The 17068-nt window shown below is 68.6% G+C and carries 11 protein-coding genes; 10 read left to right on the forward strand and 1 reads right to left on the reverse strand.

Annotated elements, in window-relative coordinates; translation table 11 throughout:
- Positions 1-168 precede the first annotated feature (168 nt).
- The 6 genes from OHT76_RS25320 to OHT76_RS25345 all read left to right on the forward strand — a co-directional run bounded on the left by OHT76_RS25320 (position 169) and on the right by OHT76_RS25345 (position 11466).
- The gene (locus OHT76_RS25320; RefSeq protein ID WP_328873159.1) at positions 169-4797 is read left to right on the forward strand and encodes an RHS repeat-associated core domain-containing protein; all 4629 of its coding nucleotides are present in this window, start codon (positions 169-171) and stop codon (positions 4795-4797) included.
- 41 nt (positions 4798-4838) lie between these two features.
- Positions 4839-5570 carry a hypothetical protein gene (locus OHT76_RS25325; protein ID WP_328873160.1) on the forward strand — a complete coding sequence of 244 codons (732 nt, stop codon included), beginning with the start codon at positions 4839-4841 and terminating at the stop codon, positions 5568-5570.
- A gap of 496 nt (positions 5571-6066) precedes the next feature.
- Positions 6067-9024, forward strand: coding sequence for a BTAD domain-containing putative transcriptional regulator (locus OHT76_RS25330; RefSeq protein ID WP_328873161.1), 2958 nt, complete (start codon positions 6067-6069; stop codon positions 9022-9024).
- Complete coding sequence (locus OHT76_RS25335) at positions 9021-9746, forward strand: prepilin peptidase (RefSeq protein ID WP_328873162.1); 726 nt, start codon at positions 9021-9023, stop codon at positions 9744-9746. Before OHT76_RS25330 ends, OHT76_RS25335 begins: the two co-directional genes overlap by 4 nt.
- A gap of 73 nt (positions 9747-9819) precedes the next feature.
- Positions 9820-11019: a cyclic dehypoxanthinyl futalosine synthase gene (mqnC, locus tag OHT76_RS25340; protein WP_328873163.1), complete on the forward strand. Its 1200-nt coding sequence runs from the start codon at positions 9820-9822 to the stop codon at positions 11017-11019.
- On the forward strand, positions 11020-11466 hold the full coding sequence (locus OHT76_RS25345; protein ID WP_328873164.1) for an imidazolonepropionase-like domain-containing protein: 447 nt from the start codon (positions 11020-11022) through the stop codon (positions 11464-11466).
- 9 nt (positions 11467-11475) lie between these two features.
- Here OHT76_RS25345 and OHT76_RS25350 read toward each other — a convergent pair whose 3' ends face one another.
- A complete protein-coding gene (locus tag OHT76_RS25350; RefSeq protein WP_328873165.1) occupies positions 11476-12444 on the reverse strand; it encodes a chitinase in 969 nt (322 codons plus the stop codon).
- A 152-nt stretch (positions 12445-12596) separates the two neighbouring features.
- On the opposite strand from OHT76_RS25350, the gene OHT76_RS25355 reads away from it, so the two are divergent.
- From OHT76_RS25355 to OHT76_RS25370, 4 genes are read left to right on the forward strand one after another with little or no spacing between them, the layout of a single operon-like run.
- A complete protein-coding gene (locus tag OHT76_RS25355) occupies positions 12597-13007 on the forward strand; it encodes a hypothetical protein (protein ID WP_328873166.1) in 411 nt (136 codons plus the stop codon).
- A gap of 21 nt (positions 13008-13028) precedes the next feature.
- Entirely contained in the window at positions 13029-15245 is a 2217-nt protein-coding gene (locus OHT76_RS25360) for a bifunctional polysaccharide deacetylase/glycosyltransferase family 2 protein (RefSeq protein WP_328873167.1), read from the forward strand.
- Entirely contained in the window at positions 15246-16325 is a 1080-nt protein-coding gene (locus tag OHT76_RS25365; RefSeq protein WP_328873168.1) for an acyltransferase family protein, read from the forward strand. It abuts the gene before it with no gap.
- 36 nt (positions 16326-16361) lie between these two features.
- On the forward strand, positions 16362-17057 hold the full coding sequence (locus tag OHT76_RS25370; protein ID WP_328873169.1) for a demethylmenaquinone methyltransferase: 696 nt from the start codon (positions 16362-16364) through the stop codon (positions 17055-17057).
- Positions 17058-17068 lie beyond the last annotated feature (11 nt).

Here is a 17068-nt window from a genome sequence, read left to right on the forward strand (position 1 = left end):
TCCCCCTGGTGTCGACTGCAAGCGGCAACGACGCTATCAAGCGCGAGTAGAGAGCCCCTGAGCGGCCGTAGGGGATTGTGTGGTGAAACTTCGCCTCGAACTGCTGTGCCTTGTATGTTCACGTGTGCATACGGTTGTTGGTGATGCGTACGTGACGGGGGTTGCGGTATGGCGGGGCATCGGCCCACGGATTGGCATGTCCTGGACCTGGACAAGGATCCGGTGCCGGGGGATCCGCAGCAGGTGCGGCAACTGGCCAAGAAGCTGCATGACTTCGCGGACGATGTCTCGGATGCGTTGCGTCTGGTCAAGGGCATGGCGGGGGAGGGCGCTCTCGCTGAGTGGGCGGGCAAGTCGGCGGATGTGTTCAAGGAGGACTTCGCCGATGTCCCGAAGAATCTGAAGAAGCTGAAGAAGTCGTACGAGTTGTGCGGCGATGCGCTGGCGGATTACTGGCCGAAGTTGGAGCGGGCGCAGGCGTTGGCGGACCGTGCGCTGGCCAGGGGCCGTGAGGCGCAGTCGGATCTGTCGTCGGCCAAGTCCCGTCTGTCTACGGCTGATTCGTGGGTGGGGCGGGCTGGTAAGGAAGCCGACAAGTACAAGGACGACCCGACCGGCAGCAAGTCGGCTGACAAGCCGGACGAGGCGAAGGTCCGTGCCGCGACCCGGGATGTGCAGCAGGCGGAGACCGCGCAGGCCAACGCCCGCGGCGATGTCGCTGATGCGCAGGGCGCGTTGGACGCGGCGAAGAAGATGGCCGAAGACGCGCGCAAGATGCGCGAGGAGGCGGCTCGGACCGCGAAGACGAAGATCGACGAGGCCTCCGACGCGGGGATCCAGAACCGGTCGTGGTGGGAGGACATCGGGGACTGGTTCGTCGACAACTGGGACACGATCGTCGCCGTATGCAAGGTCGTCGTGGCCGTCGTCGGTGTCATCGCGATGATCATCGGTGGGCCCATCCTCGCCGCCATCGTGATCGTCGCCGGCCTCATCGTTCTCGCCGACTCGCTCTATAAGTATTCCAAGGGCCAAGCCGGGCTATTGGACGTCGCGTTCGCCGCGCTGGACTGCATACCCGGCATGAAGGGCCTCACCACCCTCGGCAAGCTCGCCATGGGCGCGAAGGCGCTCGGCAAGGCAGGCCTCAAGGGAATGGCCAGGGGGCTGGGCAAAGGGCTGCGCAGGGGTGCAGACGACGCTGTCGGGAAGAGCAAGCCGACGAAGGGGCGTTGCAAGAATGGCGACCCGATCGACATGGTTTCCGGCGAGATGCTCATCGAGCAGACCGACGTTGGACTGCCGGGTGTGCTCCCCGTGATTCTTCGCCGTACGCACCTTTCCACGTACCACTGGGGCAACTGGTTCGGCGAGTCATGGGCCTCCACCTTCGACGAGCGACTGGAACTCGACGAGGACGGAGTGCTGTTCGCCACCGAGGACGGAATGATCCTCTGCTATCCCGTTCCGGGCGCGGACGGCCCCGTACTGCCTCTGGTAGGACCCCGGTGGCTGCTGACCTGGGACGAGGAGCAGCCGGGCGCGCTACGGGTCACGGACCCCAGGACGGGAGTGACCCGTCACTTCGCGCCGCTGGCACCGCAGAACGGCCGGGATACCGCGTTCACTCTGCCGCTGACCGCGATATCCGACCGCAACGGCAACCGCGTCCACTTCGACCGGGCCCACGACGGCAGCCCCGTGGCTGTACGCCACTCCGGCGGGTACCAGGTCCATGTCGACACGGCCAACGGCCGCGTCGTAGGGCTCAGATTGCGCAGCGGCGAGGCCGACGCGGGAACCACCATTCTCCGGTACGGCTACGACGAGGCCGGGGACCTCACGGAGATACGCGACTCCACCGGACTGCCGTACAGATTCGGCTACGACTTGGCAGGCCGGGTGGAGTCGTGGACCGACCGGATCGGCTCCTGGTACCGGTACACATACGACGACCAAGACCGTGTCGTCCGGGGCGAGGGCGCCGACGGCTTCCTCAATTGCACCATCGAATACGACACAGAGAGCCGCGCCACCCGCTACACCGACTCCCTTGGCCGTACCACGGTCTACCGCCACAATGACCGACTCCAGCTGGTGTCGACCACGGACCCGCTGGGCGCCACAGTCCAAAACGAGTGGGACGACCGTGACCGGCTCGTCGCCCGGACTGACGCGCTTGACCACACGTTCCGCTATGTCTACGACGAGGTCGGCAACGTCACGCGCGTCACACGTCCCGACGGATCCGCCACGTCCGCGGAGTACAACGAATTCCACCTGCCCATCTCGGTGACGGAGCAGGAAGGAGCCGTATGGCAGCACTCCTATGACGAACGCGGCAACCGGATCGCCACCCGTGACCCGCTTGGCGCCGAGACCTACTACACCTACGACACGTCCGGGTTCCTCACCGGCGTTACGGACGCCCTGGGCCACCGGCACACGGCTGCCGGTAACAGTGTCGGCCTCCCGGTCGCCCTCACGAATCCGCGTCGGAACACATCGACGGCCGAGTACGACGCGTTCGGTCGGCCGGTCGCCGTGACCGACGCGTTGGGTCGTGCCACGCGACTCGGCTGGACCACCGAGGGCAGGATCTCCTGGCGCCAGGCTGGAGACGGGGCCGTCGAGCGGTTCGAGTGGGACGCTGCGGGCAACCTCGTGCGGTACACGGACGAGGCCGGGCAGACCAGCGCCTACAAACCCACGCACTTCCACCTCGCCTCCGCCCGAACTCGCCCGGACGGCTCGCGCTTCACCTTCACCTACGACACCGAGCTGAACCTCGTCCAAGTGACCAACCCGCAGGGCGCGACCTGGAACTACGTCTACGACGGAGCGAACCGTGTTATCGCGGAAACGGACTTCAACGGCCGCACACTCACCTACGACGTGAATGCGATGGGTGGGCTGACATCGTTCACCAACGGCGCCGGCGAGACTGTCTCGTTCGGCAGGGACGCGCTGGGCCGCACGACCTCCTTCCGACACGACGGCCGAACCACTCTGCTCGGCTACGACTCACAGGGGAACCCCGTTGAGGAAGAGGGACCGGACGTCAAGGTGAAGCGCACCTTCGACGCCGTGGGCCGTGTTCTTTCCGAGACCATCAACGGACGGACCACGACGTACCGGTACGACGCCCTTGGGCGTCGCATCGAACGCCGGACCCCTTCCGGGATTGTCTCGACCTGGTCGTACGACGCGTCGGGGCACCCCGAGGTCCTGGAGGCCGCCGGCCGCCGCCTTGCGTTCCAGTTCGACGCCGCGGGCAGGGAGACGGGCCGCAGCCTGACTCACGGTGTCACCCTTGGGCAGTCCTGGGACGACGCCAATCGCCTCACCGCCCAGACCTTGGCACGCCATCCGGAGGGGGCCGAAACGCTCCTCCAGCACCGCACCTACGCGTACCGGGCTGATGGTTGCCTGGCCGAACTGGCCGAACTCACCACCGGTACCCGCCGTTTCGACCTGGACCCGGGTGGTCGGGTCACTGCCGTTCACGCGCCGGAGTGGACGGAGACCTATGCCTACGACGCAGTCGGCAACTTGTCCCAGGCCTCGACCCCGGTCACCGGCAGCGACGACGTGGACCGTGAGTTCACCGGGACTCTGCTGCGTCGATGCGGCCGGACCCGCTATGAGCGGGACGCCGAGGGGCGCATCGTCCGATCGGTGCGGCGGCTGCTCAATGGCCAGAAGCGAATCAGGACGTACCACTGGAACAGTCAGAGTCAGCTGACCGGCGCCGTTACGCCGGAAGGGACGCGCTGGCGGTACCTATACGACCCGGCGGGCCGCAGGGTGGCCAAGCAACGCCTTGCCGAGGATGGCGCCGTCGCCGAGGAGACCCACTTCACTTGGGACGGTCCGCGGCTGGCTGAACAGATCACCTCCGGCGGGCACACCACCACCTGGGACTATGCGCCCGGTACCCACCTGCCCTTGACGCAGGTCGACCGAAGCCCCGATGGCCCGATTGCAGACACTCGCTTCCATGCTGTGGTCACCGACCTGTCCGGGGCCCCGGCCGAGCTCATCTCCGAGGACGGCGAGCTGGTCTGGCAGCACCGCACCACTCTGTGGGGCCTCCCACTGCGGACGACTCCGACCGGCGTAGCCGGGACCGGCGACCGGGTCGACTGCCCCCTGCGCTTCCCGGGCCAGTACGCCGACCCTGAGACCGGCTGGCACTACAACCACCACCGGTACTACGACCCCGAGACCGGCCACTACACGACGGCAGACCCCCTGGGCCTCGGACCGGCTTCCAACGACACCGCGTACGTACCCAACCCGTACCGGTGGATCGACCCGCTCGGCCTCTATCGCGATCCGGAGAACGGCCAGTACTCGCGCGATCCCGACGCCCCCGACACGGCGCACAACAGGAAGAGCGAGTACCCCTCCGGCTACCGGGAGTCCACGCATGACGAAATGGCCAAGAAGTGGACGCTCGAAGGGGTCGCGCAGGACAAACGACCGGTCGACAAGCATGGCAACAACATCCCCAGGGAGAAGCTGACCTGGTTCGACTCAAAGGGTGACATCATCTGGGATCCGAAGAACCCCGGCTCCAAGCCGTTCCACGAGACGGTCACGTACGAACACAGGCAGCCCGTTGTGGATCACTGGAACACCACGGGCTACGACAGCAACCGTGCGACGCGCAACGACTTCTACAACGACGCGAACAAGATGGAAGCCATGGACAAGAGCCAGAACTCTCGTGGAGGGGCACTGATGGACGCGAGGTACAGACAGGACACCGGTGACAACTACCGTTGCTCTTGACGGACCCAGTCGCACAGCCCGCACCGACCTCGGAAGGCACCATGGATCTGCAGTCCACCATCACGGGTTTCCCCCACGCTGCCCCGCTCGAAGGTCTGGACCGGGCCTGGAAGTGGAGCCTCAATCCCGTACTGAATTTCGCCGGAGCCCTGACCGGCGACGGCAGCAGGCTCCTCCAGATCAATCAGGTGCGTAGGCATGATGAGGCTCTCGCCCGTGCGGTCCTCGCTTTCGCCCGCGAGCATGAGTCGGAGCTGATCTCGGAGGGACGCTGTCTGACGTCCGTGGACGGCTTCAGCGCGCCTGGGTACACCTTCGATTCCGTTGCGGCCACGGCTCCCGAGGTGCACGGCCATCACCGGGTGCAGAATCCCGAGCTCACGCCGTTCGTCCACATCGTCTTTCCTGCGTACGCGTGTGAGTTTTCCGGGCACGAGACCTTGCCGGAGGCGGAGGCTCGGTACCACAAGATGTTGCCCACTGCGGAGATCGACCGCGAGTCTGTGCCCTTCCTGAAGATGCGTTTCGACAACCCACGTACTGGTGGCGGCAGCACCAACCCGGAGCGTGCTCTTACTTACCCGCACGTCCTGTTGAACGAGCTCCCTCAACTGGAAAACACACCTGAGGCGTTCGTGGAATACGAGAATCGGCACGGCAAGGCGTGGCGGGTGAAGTGGACCGACGGCTCCTGGTCCGTGACCGAAGGCTCGGACCGCCGCACCATGAACCTTGACGAACTCCGCCGATTCGTGGAGGAAAGCCTTCGCTGAGGCTGCGGTGGATTCGACTCCTCCGAGGTGGAGAATGTCATTCCGGTATTGGTGGACGAGTCACGCGACTTGATCGCCGACGTGATCGAAGTCGGCATCGACGGAGAACAGACGACTTGGGTGTGCGTAAGGGTGGGGCGCCGTGCCCGCGGGAAGGGCTGGCTCGGGTGCTGGTCCAGGGAGGGCGCCGGCTCACGTGAGGTCGATGTGCGGGGCTTCCTGTGTGCGCTCAAGGACTTTCTCGTCGGCAAGGTGGAAACCGGCGACGCGGGCGTGACCCTACGGGATCACACGGATTGTGTGGGGAATGTGGGGGCTCCGGTCCAGTCGCCGCACTCCGGCAGGGCAACTCGGGCTTTTCGGACGGGTCGTGGCTCCCGCGCCGTTCTCTTCCGCTCCGCCCTTCGACGGCCCCCGGAGCAGTCCATAAGATCTCTGTAGGCTCAGCAGACCCATCACACCCCACCCCACTGAACACAACCCCAGGACACCTCCCATGCCGCGACGCTCAAGTTCGACGGGAAGCCCGACGGGAAGCCCGAACACCCCGCGGAACCGGACCCCGCAGCCCGTGCGGGTGCACCGGCGTTCGTTCGGGGACTTCGTCAAGGCGTTCCTCGCGTTCGTCGCGCTGCTGGTGCTGGTCGTCGGGGTGCCGGGCGCGCTGGCCACGCAGCTGGGGTGGCCGGTGCCCAGTACGTGGGACCCGCAGGAGTGGCTCACCAACGAGCTCAGCGTCGGAACCTTCCTCGGCATCCTCACCTTCTTCGTCTGGCTCGCCTGGGCCCAGTTCACCGCCTGTGTGATCGTCGAGATGAAGGCCGCTCTGTCGGGCGTCGGGGTTCCTGGTCGCGTACCCGGCGCCGGGCCCAGCCAGCTTCTCGCCCGGCAGCTCGTCGCCGCGCTGCTGCTCGTCGGCGCCACCGCCGCCAGCCTCACCCCGGGGCTTTCGCAGCTCGGCCAGAGCCTGGACACCAACCAGCGCGGTACCGTCGCCGCCGCCCAGCAGACCCCCGGCGGTGGACTCTTCGCCCAGCAGCAGGAGCAGGCCGCCTCCACCGCCGCCGCCCTCGCCGAGCAGGCCTCCCACGCGGAAGCGGCCCCGAGTACCGCCAAGGACGGCGACACGAAGTACTACCGGATCCAGCCGCCCGAGGGTCGCCACCACGACTCCCTCTGGGAGATCGCCGAACGGCACCTCGGCGACGGCCGCCGGTACAAGGAGATCTACCAGCTCAACAAGGACCGAGTGCAGCCCGACGGCAGCAAGCTGTCCGAGGCCAGCCTCATCCGGCCCGGCTGGATCATGGAGATGCCGGGCGATGCGCGCGGTGGGGAGCTCGTTGAAATGCCGGACGAGGCTCCCAACGTGTCGCCTGAGGTCCAGCAGCAGATCCACGACTACGCCAAGACCGGTGGCGATCACGCGCAGGGGAGCGGCGGAGGAGCATCCCAGGTCTCCCTCCCCGAGCAGCGCCCCGCCCCCGACCAGAACACCGGCCATCAGCAGCAGACCCCCCACAACACCCCTGCCGCCACCCCCTCCACCGAGGCGCAGTCCGAAAGCAGCTTCGGCCTCCCCGAAGCCCTCCTCACCGCCCCCCTCCTCGCCGCCGGTCTCCTCGGCGCCCTCGGCCGTCGGCGCCGTCAGGCCATGTGGCAGTCGGCCCTCGGTTCCGTCGGTGGGCGGCGCGGTATGGAGCCGCCCACGCCCACCGGTGACGCCGCCGACGCCCAGGACGCGCTGCTCGTCGGCGCCGACCCCGAAGGCGTACGACTGCTGGACCGTTCCCTGCGTGGGCTCGCCGCCTCGCTCGCCGAGGAGTCGCGCGCACTGCCGACCGTCTACGCCGCCTGGCTCAGCAACGGCGATCTGCATCTGCAGCTCGCCCAGCCCGCCGGGAAGCCGCCCGCTCCATGGCAGCTCGGGCAGGACCAGACCTTCTGGATGCTGGCCCGCAGCGATGCCGAACGGTACGAGGACGGAGACACCGCCGCGCCCTACCCCGGCCTCGTCAGCCTCGGCACCATGGACGACTCCCGGCTGCTGCTGAACCTGGAGTCCGTGCCGGGGATCGTGTCGCTGAGCGGTCGTGAGGCCGATCGAGCCGCCGTGTTCGCCTCGGTCGCCGCCGAACTCGCCACCAATGGGTGGTCCGACCGCATGACCATCACGCTCGTCGGATTCGGGCAGGACCTCACCCCCCTCGCCCCCAACCGCCTCCGCCACCTCGACGGCATCGACGACCTCATCGAGACCATGGAGGCCGAGACCCGGCAGCGGCGCGGCGCGCTCGGGGCCGCCGGGCACGACTCCGTGCTCACCGGGCGTACCGGGCCCGCCCAGCACACCCGTTGGGCCCCGCATCTCGTCCTGCTCGCCGCGCAGCCCTCCGCCGAGGACGCCGTCAAGCTCGCCGAACTCGCCTCCGACGCCAGCCGGCTCGGCATCGGCTACCTCGTCGGCACCGAGACCGGCGATCTGCCCGGCGCCTCCTGGGAGATGGAGATCACCGGCGAGGGCAAGCTGCTCGCCCCGCTGCTCGGGCTGGAGTTGGAGGCGCAGCTTCTGCCGACCGCCCAACAGCAGGCCGTCGTCGAGCTGTTCGTGCAGGCCGACCCCGACCAGAACCCCGACGGTCCCGCCAACACCCCGCCGTTCCTCGTCGACATCAGCGAGCAGGGGCGGCCTGCGGTCTACGCCCGGCTCGTCGGCCCGTACGAGATCATCGGCCTCGACACCCCGGACGGCGAGCGCAGCGCCCTGCTCCACGAGGCGCTCGCGCTGCTCCTGTTGCACCGTGAGGGCGTGCACCCGCGCGTGCTGTCCTCTGCGCTGTGGCCGCGCGGGGTCACCGAGGACGTACGCGACGCGCTGCTGGAGCGGCTCAACGCCTGGCTCGGCACCGACCCGGACGGCAGCGCCCGGCTGCGCACCGACTCCACCGGCCGGCTCACGCTCGCCAAGTCCGTCGTATCCGATCTCGATGTACTGCGGTCGCTGTACCACGAGGCCACCCAGGGGCGGGGCATCAACAGCCGTCAGGTCCGGGGGCGGCTGCTCACCGACGCGCTGGTGCTGGTGCGCGGGCCGCTGCTCGCCGACCGGCCCGAAGGCCGTTACCGCTGGCTCACCCACGAGATCATCGACGCCCAACTCCCGCTGCTGGTCGCGGACATCGGGCTCGCGCTGTCCGCGTTCCACCTGGAGAAGGACCGCGCGGAGAAGGCCATCGAGGCGCTCACCGCGGCCCTGAACTCCGCGCCCGCCGACGAGCGCCTGTGGCACGAGCTGCTGCGCGCCACCCACGCCACCGGCGACACCGCCCGGCTCCAGGCGCTCGCCGCCGACCTCATCACCCGCAGCGGGGCGCGCGGTCTGCCGCCGCGCACGGAGGCGCTGCTCGACGAGCTGCTGCCCAACTGGCGCTCCGGTGCCGTCGCGGCCGGATGACCGACCTGCTCCTGGTGATCGCCGCCGCACTCTGGGGTGCGGCGGCGGGCGCGTTCCTGCCCCGCGCCGTCTACCGCTTCTCCGCCCCGTCCGGCGAGCCCTGGCGCGACAGCTGCCCGCAGGGGCATTTGGTACGCGGCTGGCTGGGGCGCGCGCGGTGCGCGACCTGCAGGAAGCCGTACGGCTCCGGCGTCGCCCCTCTCTCCCTCGCCACCGCCCTCGTCTGCGCCGCCCTCGCCGCGGCCACCGGCACCCGCCCCGAACTGGGCGTATGGCTCCTGCTCGGCCCCCTCGGCGTGCTGCTCGCGGTCGTCGACTTCCGGGTGCAGCGGCTGCCGGACGCCCTGACCCTGCCGCTCGCGGCCGCCGCGCTCGCGCTGCTCGGTGTGGTCGCCCTGGTCCCCGAGCACACGGGGGAGTGGCCGACCGCCCTGTACGGCGCCCTCGCCCTCGGCGGCGGTTATCTCGTCCTCTTCCTGATCAACCCCTCCGGCATGGGCTTCGGCGACGTCAAGCTGGCCCTCGGCATGGGCGCCGTCCTCGGCTGGTACGGCTGGTCCACCGTCATGCTCGGCACCTTCGCCGGCTTCCTGCTCGGGGCGCTGTACGGCGGCGCCCTGGTCGTCGTACGGCAGGCGGGGCGCAAGACGGCGATCCCGTTCGGGCCGTTCCTGATCGCAGGGGCCTTCCTCGGGCTGCTGATCGGGGCGTACGCGGCCTGACGTCGGGCCCTCGCAAGGGCTGGCGTACGCTGGATCAGTCCGTCCACAACCCTTGACGAAAGGGACACCGCCGGTGACCGAGAAGGCCGACCTTCAGTCCGTCCTCGACCGTGCCGCCGCGGGCGGACGCATCACGCCCGACGAGGCGCTCGACCTGTACCGCGACGCCCCGCTGCACGCGCTGGGCGCCGCCGCCGACGCCGTAAGGCGCCGCAGGTACGCGGGTACCGAGCACATCGCGACGTACATCATCGAGCGGAACATCAACTACACGAACGTCTGCGTGACGGCGTGCAAGTTCTGTGCGTTCTACGCCCCGCCGAAGGCCACGGACAAGGGCTGGACGCGCGATCTCGACGACATCCTGCGCCGCTGCGCGGAGACGGTCGAGCTGGGCGGAACGCAGATCATGTTCCAGGGCGGGCACCACCCGGACTACGGCGTGGAGTACTACGAGAAGCACTTCGCGGCCATCAAGAAGGAGTACCCGCAGCTCGTCATCCACTCGCTGGGCGCTTCCGAGGTCGAGCACATGGCGCGGATCTCCAAGGTGTCGGTCGAGGAGGCGATCCAGCGCATCCACGCCGCAGGGCTCGACTCCTTCGCGGGCGCCGGCGCGGAGCTGCTCCCCGAGCGCCCCCGCAAGGCCATCGCGCCGCTGAAGGAGTCCGGCGAGCGCTGGCTGGAGATCATGGAGACCGCCCACAAGATGGGCGTCGAATCCACCTCCACCATGCTGATGGGCACCGGCGAGACCAACGCCGAGCGCATCGAGCACCTGCGGATGATCCGCGACGTACAGGACCGCACGGGCGGCTTCCGCGCCTTCATCCCGTACACCTACCAGCCCGAGAACAACCACCTGAAGGGCCGCACGCAGGCCACGCTCTTCGAGTACCTGCGGATGATCGCCATCGCCCGGCTCTTCATGGACAACATCGCCCACATCCAGGGCTCCTGGCTGACCACCGGCAAGGAGATCGGCCAACTCTCCCTGCACTACGGCGCGGACGACCTCGGCTCGATCATGCTGGAGGAGAACGTCGTCTCCAGCGCGGGCGCCAAGCACCGCTCCAACCGTCTCGAGATCATCGACCTGATCCGCAAGTCGGGGCGTGTTCCGGCCCAGCGGACGACGACGTACGAGCACATCGTGGTCCACGACGACCCGGCGAACGACCCCGTCGACGAGCGAGTCATGTCCCACATCTCCTCGACCGCGATCGAGGGCGGCACGGCGCACCCCGAGCTGAAGCTGCTCGCGTCCAACTAGATGCTCACGATCCACGCGGCGGACGAGCTCCGGTACACCTGGGACTCCGAGCCGATCAAGGGCGGCGCGGTGGCCGTCGAGGGCACGCGCGTCGCCGCGGTCGGTGTGCTGGCCGAGCTGGAGGAACGGTTCCCGGGCGCGCGGGTACGGCGGTGGCCGGGGGTGCTGGGGCCGGGGCTGGAGCACGAGGGCGCGCTCCCGGAGGCCCCGAGCCCGCGCGAGCGCATTCACGCGGTGCTGAAGCTGGGGGCGGTGGCGGTCCTTTCGGCGTACGTCGATACACCCGAACTCCGCGAGGCCGCCCAGCGCAACGACGTGGCCGTCCTCCCGCACAGCCGGCCGACGGCGATCAGGGAGTCGGGCAGGGCGGACTTGGCGGTGTTCGCGGAGAACGGCGAGTGCATGGCGACGGTGTGCGCGGGCCGCCTGGTGCACAGACGGCGCTAGAACGCCGACTCAGCCCGAGAACGCCTCCCCGAACGCTCCCGCACTCTGTTCCACGCCACTGCAAGTGGTCAGCGAGTCGTCATCATCCGCACATTCCTGATCCCGAAACGTCGACCACATCGACACCCACCCGATCTCCTTCTCCTCCGCGAACGCCCGCACCTGCGCCGCATCCTGAAGCGTGAAGGTCTCCCCGTCGACGTCGTTCGCCCCGATCATCGAGGTCAGCGCCATCCCCCGCCAGGCCGCCGCCGAGGACGTCCCGAACACCTCCCGAAGCTGCGTATGCGCCGCCTTCGCCGAGGTGAGGGCGTAGTCGCCCATGTCACCGTCGTACGACTCCCCGTAGTTCATCGTCATGAGGTTGACCGTGGAGACCTGGACGCCGTGATTGTTGGCGGAGTCCAGCAGCGCGATGCTGTCGTCGTCGAGACCGGACGGCATCACCGGAAGGGTGAACGTGACCGCCAAGTCACTCCACTCCTCCTGGAGTTGGGCTATCGCCTCCGAGCGCAGGTCCACCGAGTCGGAGTCGGACAGCTCGTCACCCTCGATGTCGAAGTCGGCCTGGGTGGCGCCGGCCACGTCCAGTGCCTCCCCATAGGCCTGCGCGAGCGCGTCCGCACTGTCACACTGCGCCGCCAGCTCATCCCCGGACGCCCCGCCGAAGGAGACGCGAATCGTGGCGCCGGACGCCTGAAGCTCGGCGATCCGGGACGCGACCTTTGAGTCGTCGAGACCGTACACACCGCTCCAACTCGGTGTGCAGTCGCTGCCGTCCGCGATCACGAAGGCCAGGTTGTACGTCGTGGGGGAGCCGGCCGTGTCGTTGTCGGAGGCGGTGAGGGCGCTGACGTAGGGGGCGTAGGAGGTAAGGCTTTCGGTGCGCTTGGCGTTTCCGGAATCTGCCGTACATCCACTCGTTGCCAGGGCAAACAGAATGACGAGCCCGGCCGTCGCCTTCGAAAAACTCCGCATTGCGTGAATGTCTCACACCGAACCGGGTCCACCCCGGGAAGTCGCCGAAAGGGCCGAATCTCTCAGCAAAAGGACAGGTTAAGGCGTTTCTCATGGGCGCCTCACATGACTCCGGCGCCTTCGGCACATAAAGCCACCCTAATGTCCAGGGAATGCATTCCGACCCCGCCATCGAAAGCAGCGCCGCGACGCGCGGTCGCCGCCGCAAACGCGGCAACGGGTCCGCCGAAGGGCCCGTTTTCGTTGACAACTCCGGGCGCCGCTCGAAGGCGCTGCGCCGTATCGGCATCGCCGTCGGCGTCGGCTGCGTCGGGTACGCGGTCGTCCTGGGGATGGCCTTCATGGGCATCGGCATCTCGGCCGACCCGGCCACGCTGCTGCCGTTCGGCAACAGCGCCCAGGGCGGCGGCCCGGGCGGCGCACCCGGCGAGCAGCCGCAGGGCGGCGTCGGCGGCCAGGTCCCGCCCAGCGGCGCGCCCTCCGCCCCGCCTTCCGGCACACCCGCCCCCACCGCGTCCGCCCCCACCGCTTCCGCGTCCGCCGTGGCGGACACCGCCAACTGAACCTGGACCGCAGCCACTTCCATGACTACGACGACGCCCCCACGCGGCCGTCGCCGCGCCCCCACCCGGATGGAACGGGTGGCGGGCAAGGCCGCGGCGCTGCAGAAACCGCGAGTCATCCTCGCCCTGCTGCTCCTGCTCGCACTGACCAGCATCATGCTGCTGGACGGCTATCTGCGCGCCGAGGTCGGCGGCGACCAGCGGGTGCGCAGCGGGGCCAGCTCCAGCGACGTACCCGACAAGGTCCTCGACGGCGGCCCGATCCTCACCTTCCGGGGCGGCCAGGCCACCACGGTCTCGGTGCCGGACAAGACCATCGCCCTCACCTTCGACGACGGCCCCAACCCGACCTGGACGCCCCAAGTCCTCGCGATCCTCGAGGAGTACGACATCCCGGCCACCTTCTTCGTGGTCGGCTCGATGGTCTCCCGCTACCCCGGGATCGTGAAGGACCTGGTCGCACAGGGCAACGAGGTCGGCATCCACACCTTCACCCACGTCGACCTGTCGTACCAGAGCGACGCCCGTGTCACCCGCGAGATGACGCAGACCCAGCTCGCGCTGGCGGGCGCGGCCGGCATCACGACCACGCTGTTCAGGGCGCCGTACTCCTCGGAGACGGACGCCATCGACAACTACAGCTGGCCCGTCTACCAGGAGCTCGGTGAGGACGGCTACACCAGCGTCTTCATCGACACCGACAGCGACGACTGGAAGCGGCCGGGCGTCTCGAAGATCGTCAAGTGGGCGACGCCGGCGAAGAACAAGGGCGCGTCGGTGCTCTTCCACGACGCCGGTGGTGAGCGTTCGCAGACGATCAAGGCGCTGCCGAAGTACATCGAGAAGATGAAGGCGAAGGGGTACACCTTCACGACGATCAGCGGGGTCATGCAGGAGCAGGGGCCCGCGGCGGGGCCCGGCGGCTCGGGCCTCCAGGGCGCTCACCGCGAGGCCACCGGCGCGACCCTCTACGAGGGCAAGGCCCTCATCGCGGCCGTCGCCGTCGCCGAGTGGACCGTACCGGCGCTGTCGGTCGGCCTGCTGGTCGTGGGCGTGGCCGTGCTGGGCCGGTTCGGGATGATGCTGATCCTCGCCCGCCGCCACTACCGGCTGCGCAACAGACGCCGGTTCAGCTGGGGTCCGCCGGTCACCGGACCGGTCACGGTCGTCGTCCCGGCGTACAACGAGAAGGAGTGCATCGCCAACACCCTTCAGTCACTGGCGAAGAGCACCCATCCGATCGAGATCATCGTCGTCGACGACGGCTCGACCGACGGCACGTCCGAGATCGCGCGGGCCGCTGCCGACTCGCTGGGTATGCGGAACGTCCGCGTCATCCGCCAGGAGAACGCCGGCAAACCCGCGGCGCTGAACAACGGCGTGCGCAGCGCCAGTCACGACATCGTCGTGATGATGGACGGCGACACCGTCTTCGAGCCGGACACCGTACGGCAGCTGGTGCAGCCCTTCGCCGATCCGCAGGTGGGCGCGGTCGCGGGCAACGCCAAGGTCGGCAACCGCAACACCGTCATCGGCGCCTGGCAGCACATCGAGTACGTGATGGGCTTCAACCTCGACCGGCGCATGTACGACCTGCTGCGCTGCATGCCCACGATCCCGGGCGCGATCGGCGCGTTCCGCCGGGACGCGGTGCTCGAGGTCGGCGGGATGAGCGAGGACACCCTTGCCGAGGACACCGACATCACCATCGCCATGCACCGCGCGGGCTGGCGGGTCGTCTACCAGGAGCACGCGCGCGCGTGGACCGAGGCCCCGGGGTCTTTGAAACAGCTCTGGTCTCAGCGCTACCGCTGGTCCTACGGCACCATGCAGGCCCTGTGGAAGCACCGGAAGTCCCTGACGGACAAGGGGCCGTCGGGTCGCTTCGGGCGGGTCGGGATGCCGCTCGTGGTCATCTTCCAGATCGTCACGCCGGTCTTCGCGCCGCTCATCGACGTCTTCACCGTCTACTCGATGATCTTCGTCGACTTCAGGGCGGCCCTGCTGGCCTGGCTCGCGGTGCTGGCCGTCCAGCTCGTCTGCGCGGCGTACGCCTTCCGCCTCGACCGCGAGAAGTACCGCTACCTGCTGATGATGCCGCTCCAGCAACTGGCCTACCGGCAGATGATGTACCTCGTCCTCATCCACTCCTGCATCACGGCCCTGACCGGCGGCCGCCTGCGCTGGCAGAAGCTCAAGCGGACCGGCGAGGTCGGGACACCGGCGGGGGTGGGCTGAGTGGGCTCGCACCGGCGCGGAGGGACTGTCACCGCCGTAGCGACCCTGCCCGTTCGGGACCGCTACTTCGACACCCTCCGCGCGGTCGCCCTGATCAGGGTCGTGACCTACCACACCTTCGGCTGGGCCTGGGCCGGCCTGGTCTTCCCCTCCATGGGCATCATGTTCGGCCTGGCCGGCACCTTGATGGCCAAGTCCCTGGAGCGGCCCGCGCTGAACGTGCTTCGCGGCAGGCTGCGCCGTCTGCTGCCGCCCTTCTGGTTCTGGGGCTTCTTCGTGGTCGTCGCGATGCTGATCCACGGCTGGATGCCGGACTGGCAGATCGTCTACTGGGTCGTCCCGCTCGGCGACCCGCCCGGCAACGAGTGGGGCGTCCAGGCATACGAGATCCTCTGGTACCTGCGGACGTACCTCTGGTTCGTCCTCCTGTCCCCCCTCCTCCTGAAAGTGTTCCGGCTCGCGCCGATCCCCGTCCTGCTGGGCTCCCTCGCCCCGATCGTGGTCCTGCAGTTCGCCTGGGCCGGGCCGGACAACCGGCTCGGCAGCGCCCTGTGGGACCTGTCGACGTACCTCTTCTGCTGGCTCCTCGGCTTCGCGCACCGCGACGGCGTGCTCCAGCGGATGAAACCGGCGGCGGTGGTGTTCCTGTCGCTCGTCGCACTCGGTTACGGCGGCTGGTACGCCCTCACGCACCAAGGCGAGTACGGCACCTACGACCTCGACGAGATCCCGCTGGCGCAGGCCTTCTGGTCGGCCGGGTTCGTGATGCTGCTGATGTGGGCCAAGGCGCGCTTCCGGATCGACTTCGCGGGGCTGACGCGGTTGAGGCGGCTCGACCGGCTGGTGACGGTCTTCAACGCGCGTGCCGTGACGATCTACCTCTGGCACGAGATCGCGCTGATCCTCGCCGTCCCGCTGATCGACCAGTTCTGGAAGGTGCCCGCCTTCGAGGCGTATCTGCCGCTGGAGAGCCAGTGGTTCATGTTCGGAGTCGGTTGGGTGCTGATTGCCGGGTTCGTCCTGGTGTGCGGGTGGGTGGAGGATGTGGCGGCAAAGAAGAAGCCGCGGCTCCTCCCCTGAGCGGGGTGCTGGGGGTCGTACTGCAAGAATGGCCGGGTGACCCGCGCTTCCCTGAACAAGCAGCCGCACGAAGTCGCCTCGATGTTCGACGACGTCGCGGAACGGTACGACCTCACGAACGACGTGCTCTCGCTCGGCCAGGACCGGGTGTGGCGCAAGGAGGTCGCCAAGGCGGTCGACGCCCGCCCCGCGCAGAAGATCCTGGACCTGGCCGCCGGTACGGCGACCTCCTCCCTGCCCTTCGCCCGCACCGGCGCCTACGTCGTCCCCTGCGACTTCTCCCTCGGCATGCTCCAGGTCGGGAAGAAGAAGCACCCCTGGCTGCCGCTGACCGCCGGTGACGCGACGAGGCTGCCCTTCAAGGACGACACCTTCGACGCCGTCACGATCTCCTTCGGCCTGCGCAATGTGCAGGACTTCGACGCCGGTCTGCGCGAGATGTACCGGGTGACCAAGCCCGGCGGCCGGGTCGTCATCTGCGAGTTCTCGCACCCGACCTGGGCGCCCTTCCGGACCGTGTACACCGAGTACCTGATGCGCGCCCTGCCGCCGGTCGCCCGCGCGGTGTCCTCCAACCCCGACGCGTACGTCTACCTCGCCGAGTCCATCCGTGCCTGGCCCGACCAGCCCGCGCTGGCCGAGCGGCTCCAGAAGGCCGGCTGGTCGAAGGTGGCGTGGCGGAATCTGACCGGCGGGGTCGTGGCTCTGCACCGGGGGTTCAAGGAGAGCTGAGGCGGGGTTTC

The organism is Streptomyces sp. NBC_00287 (assembly GCF_036173105.1).
In the GTDB taxonomy this organism is placed as follows: domain Bacteria; phylum Actinomycetota; class Actinomycetes; order Streptomycetales; family Streptomycetaceae; genus Streptomyces.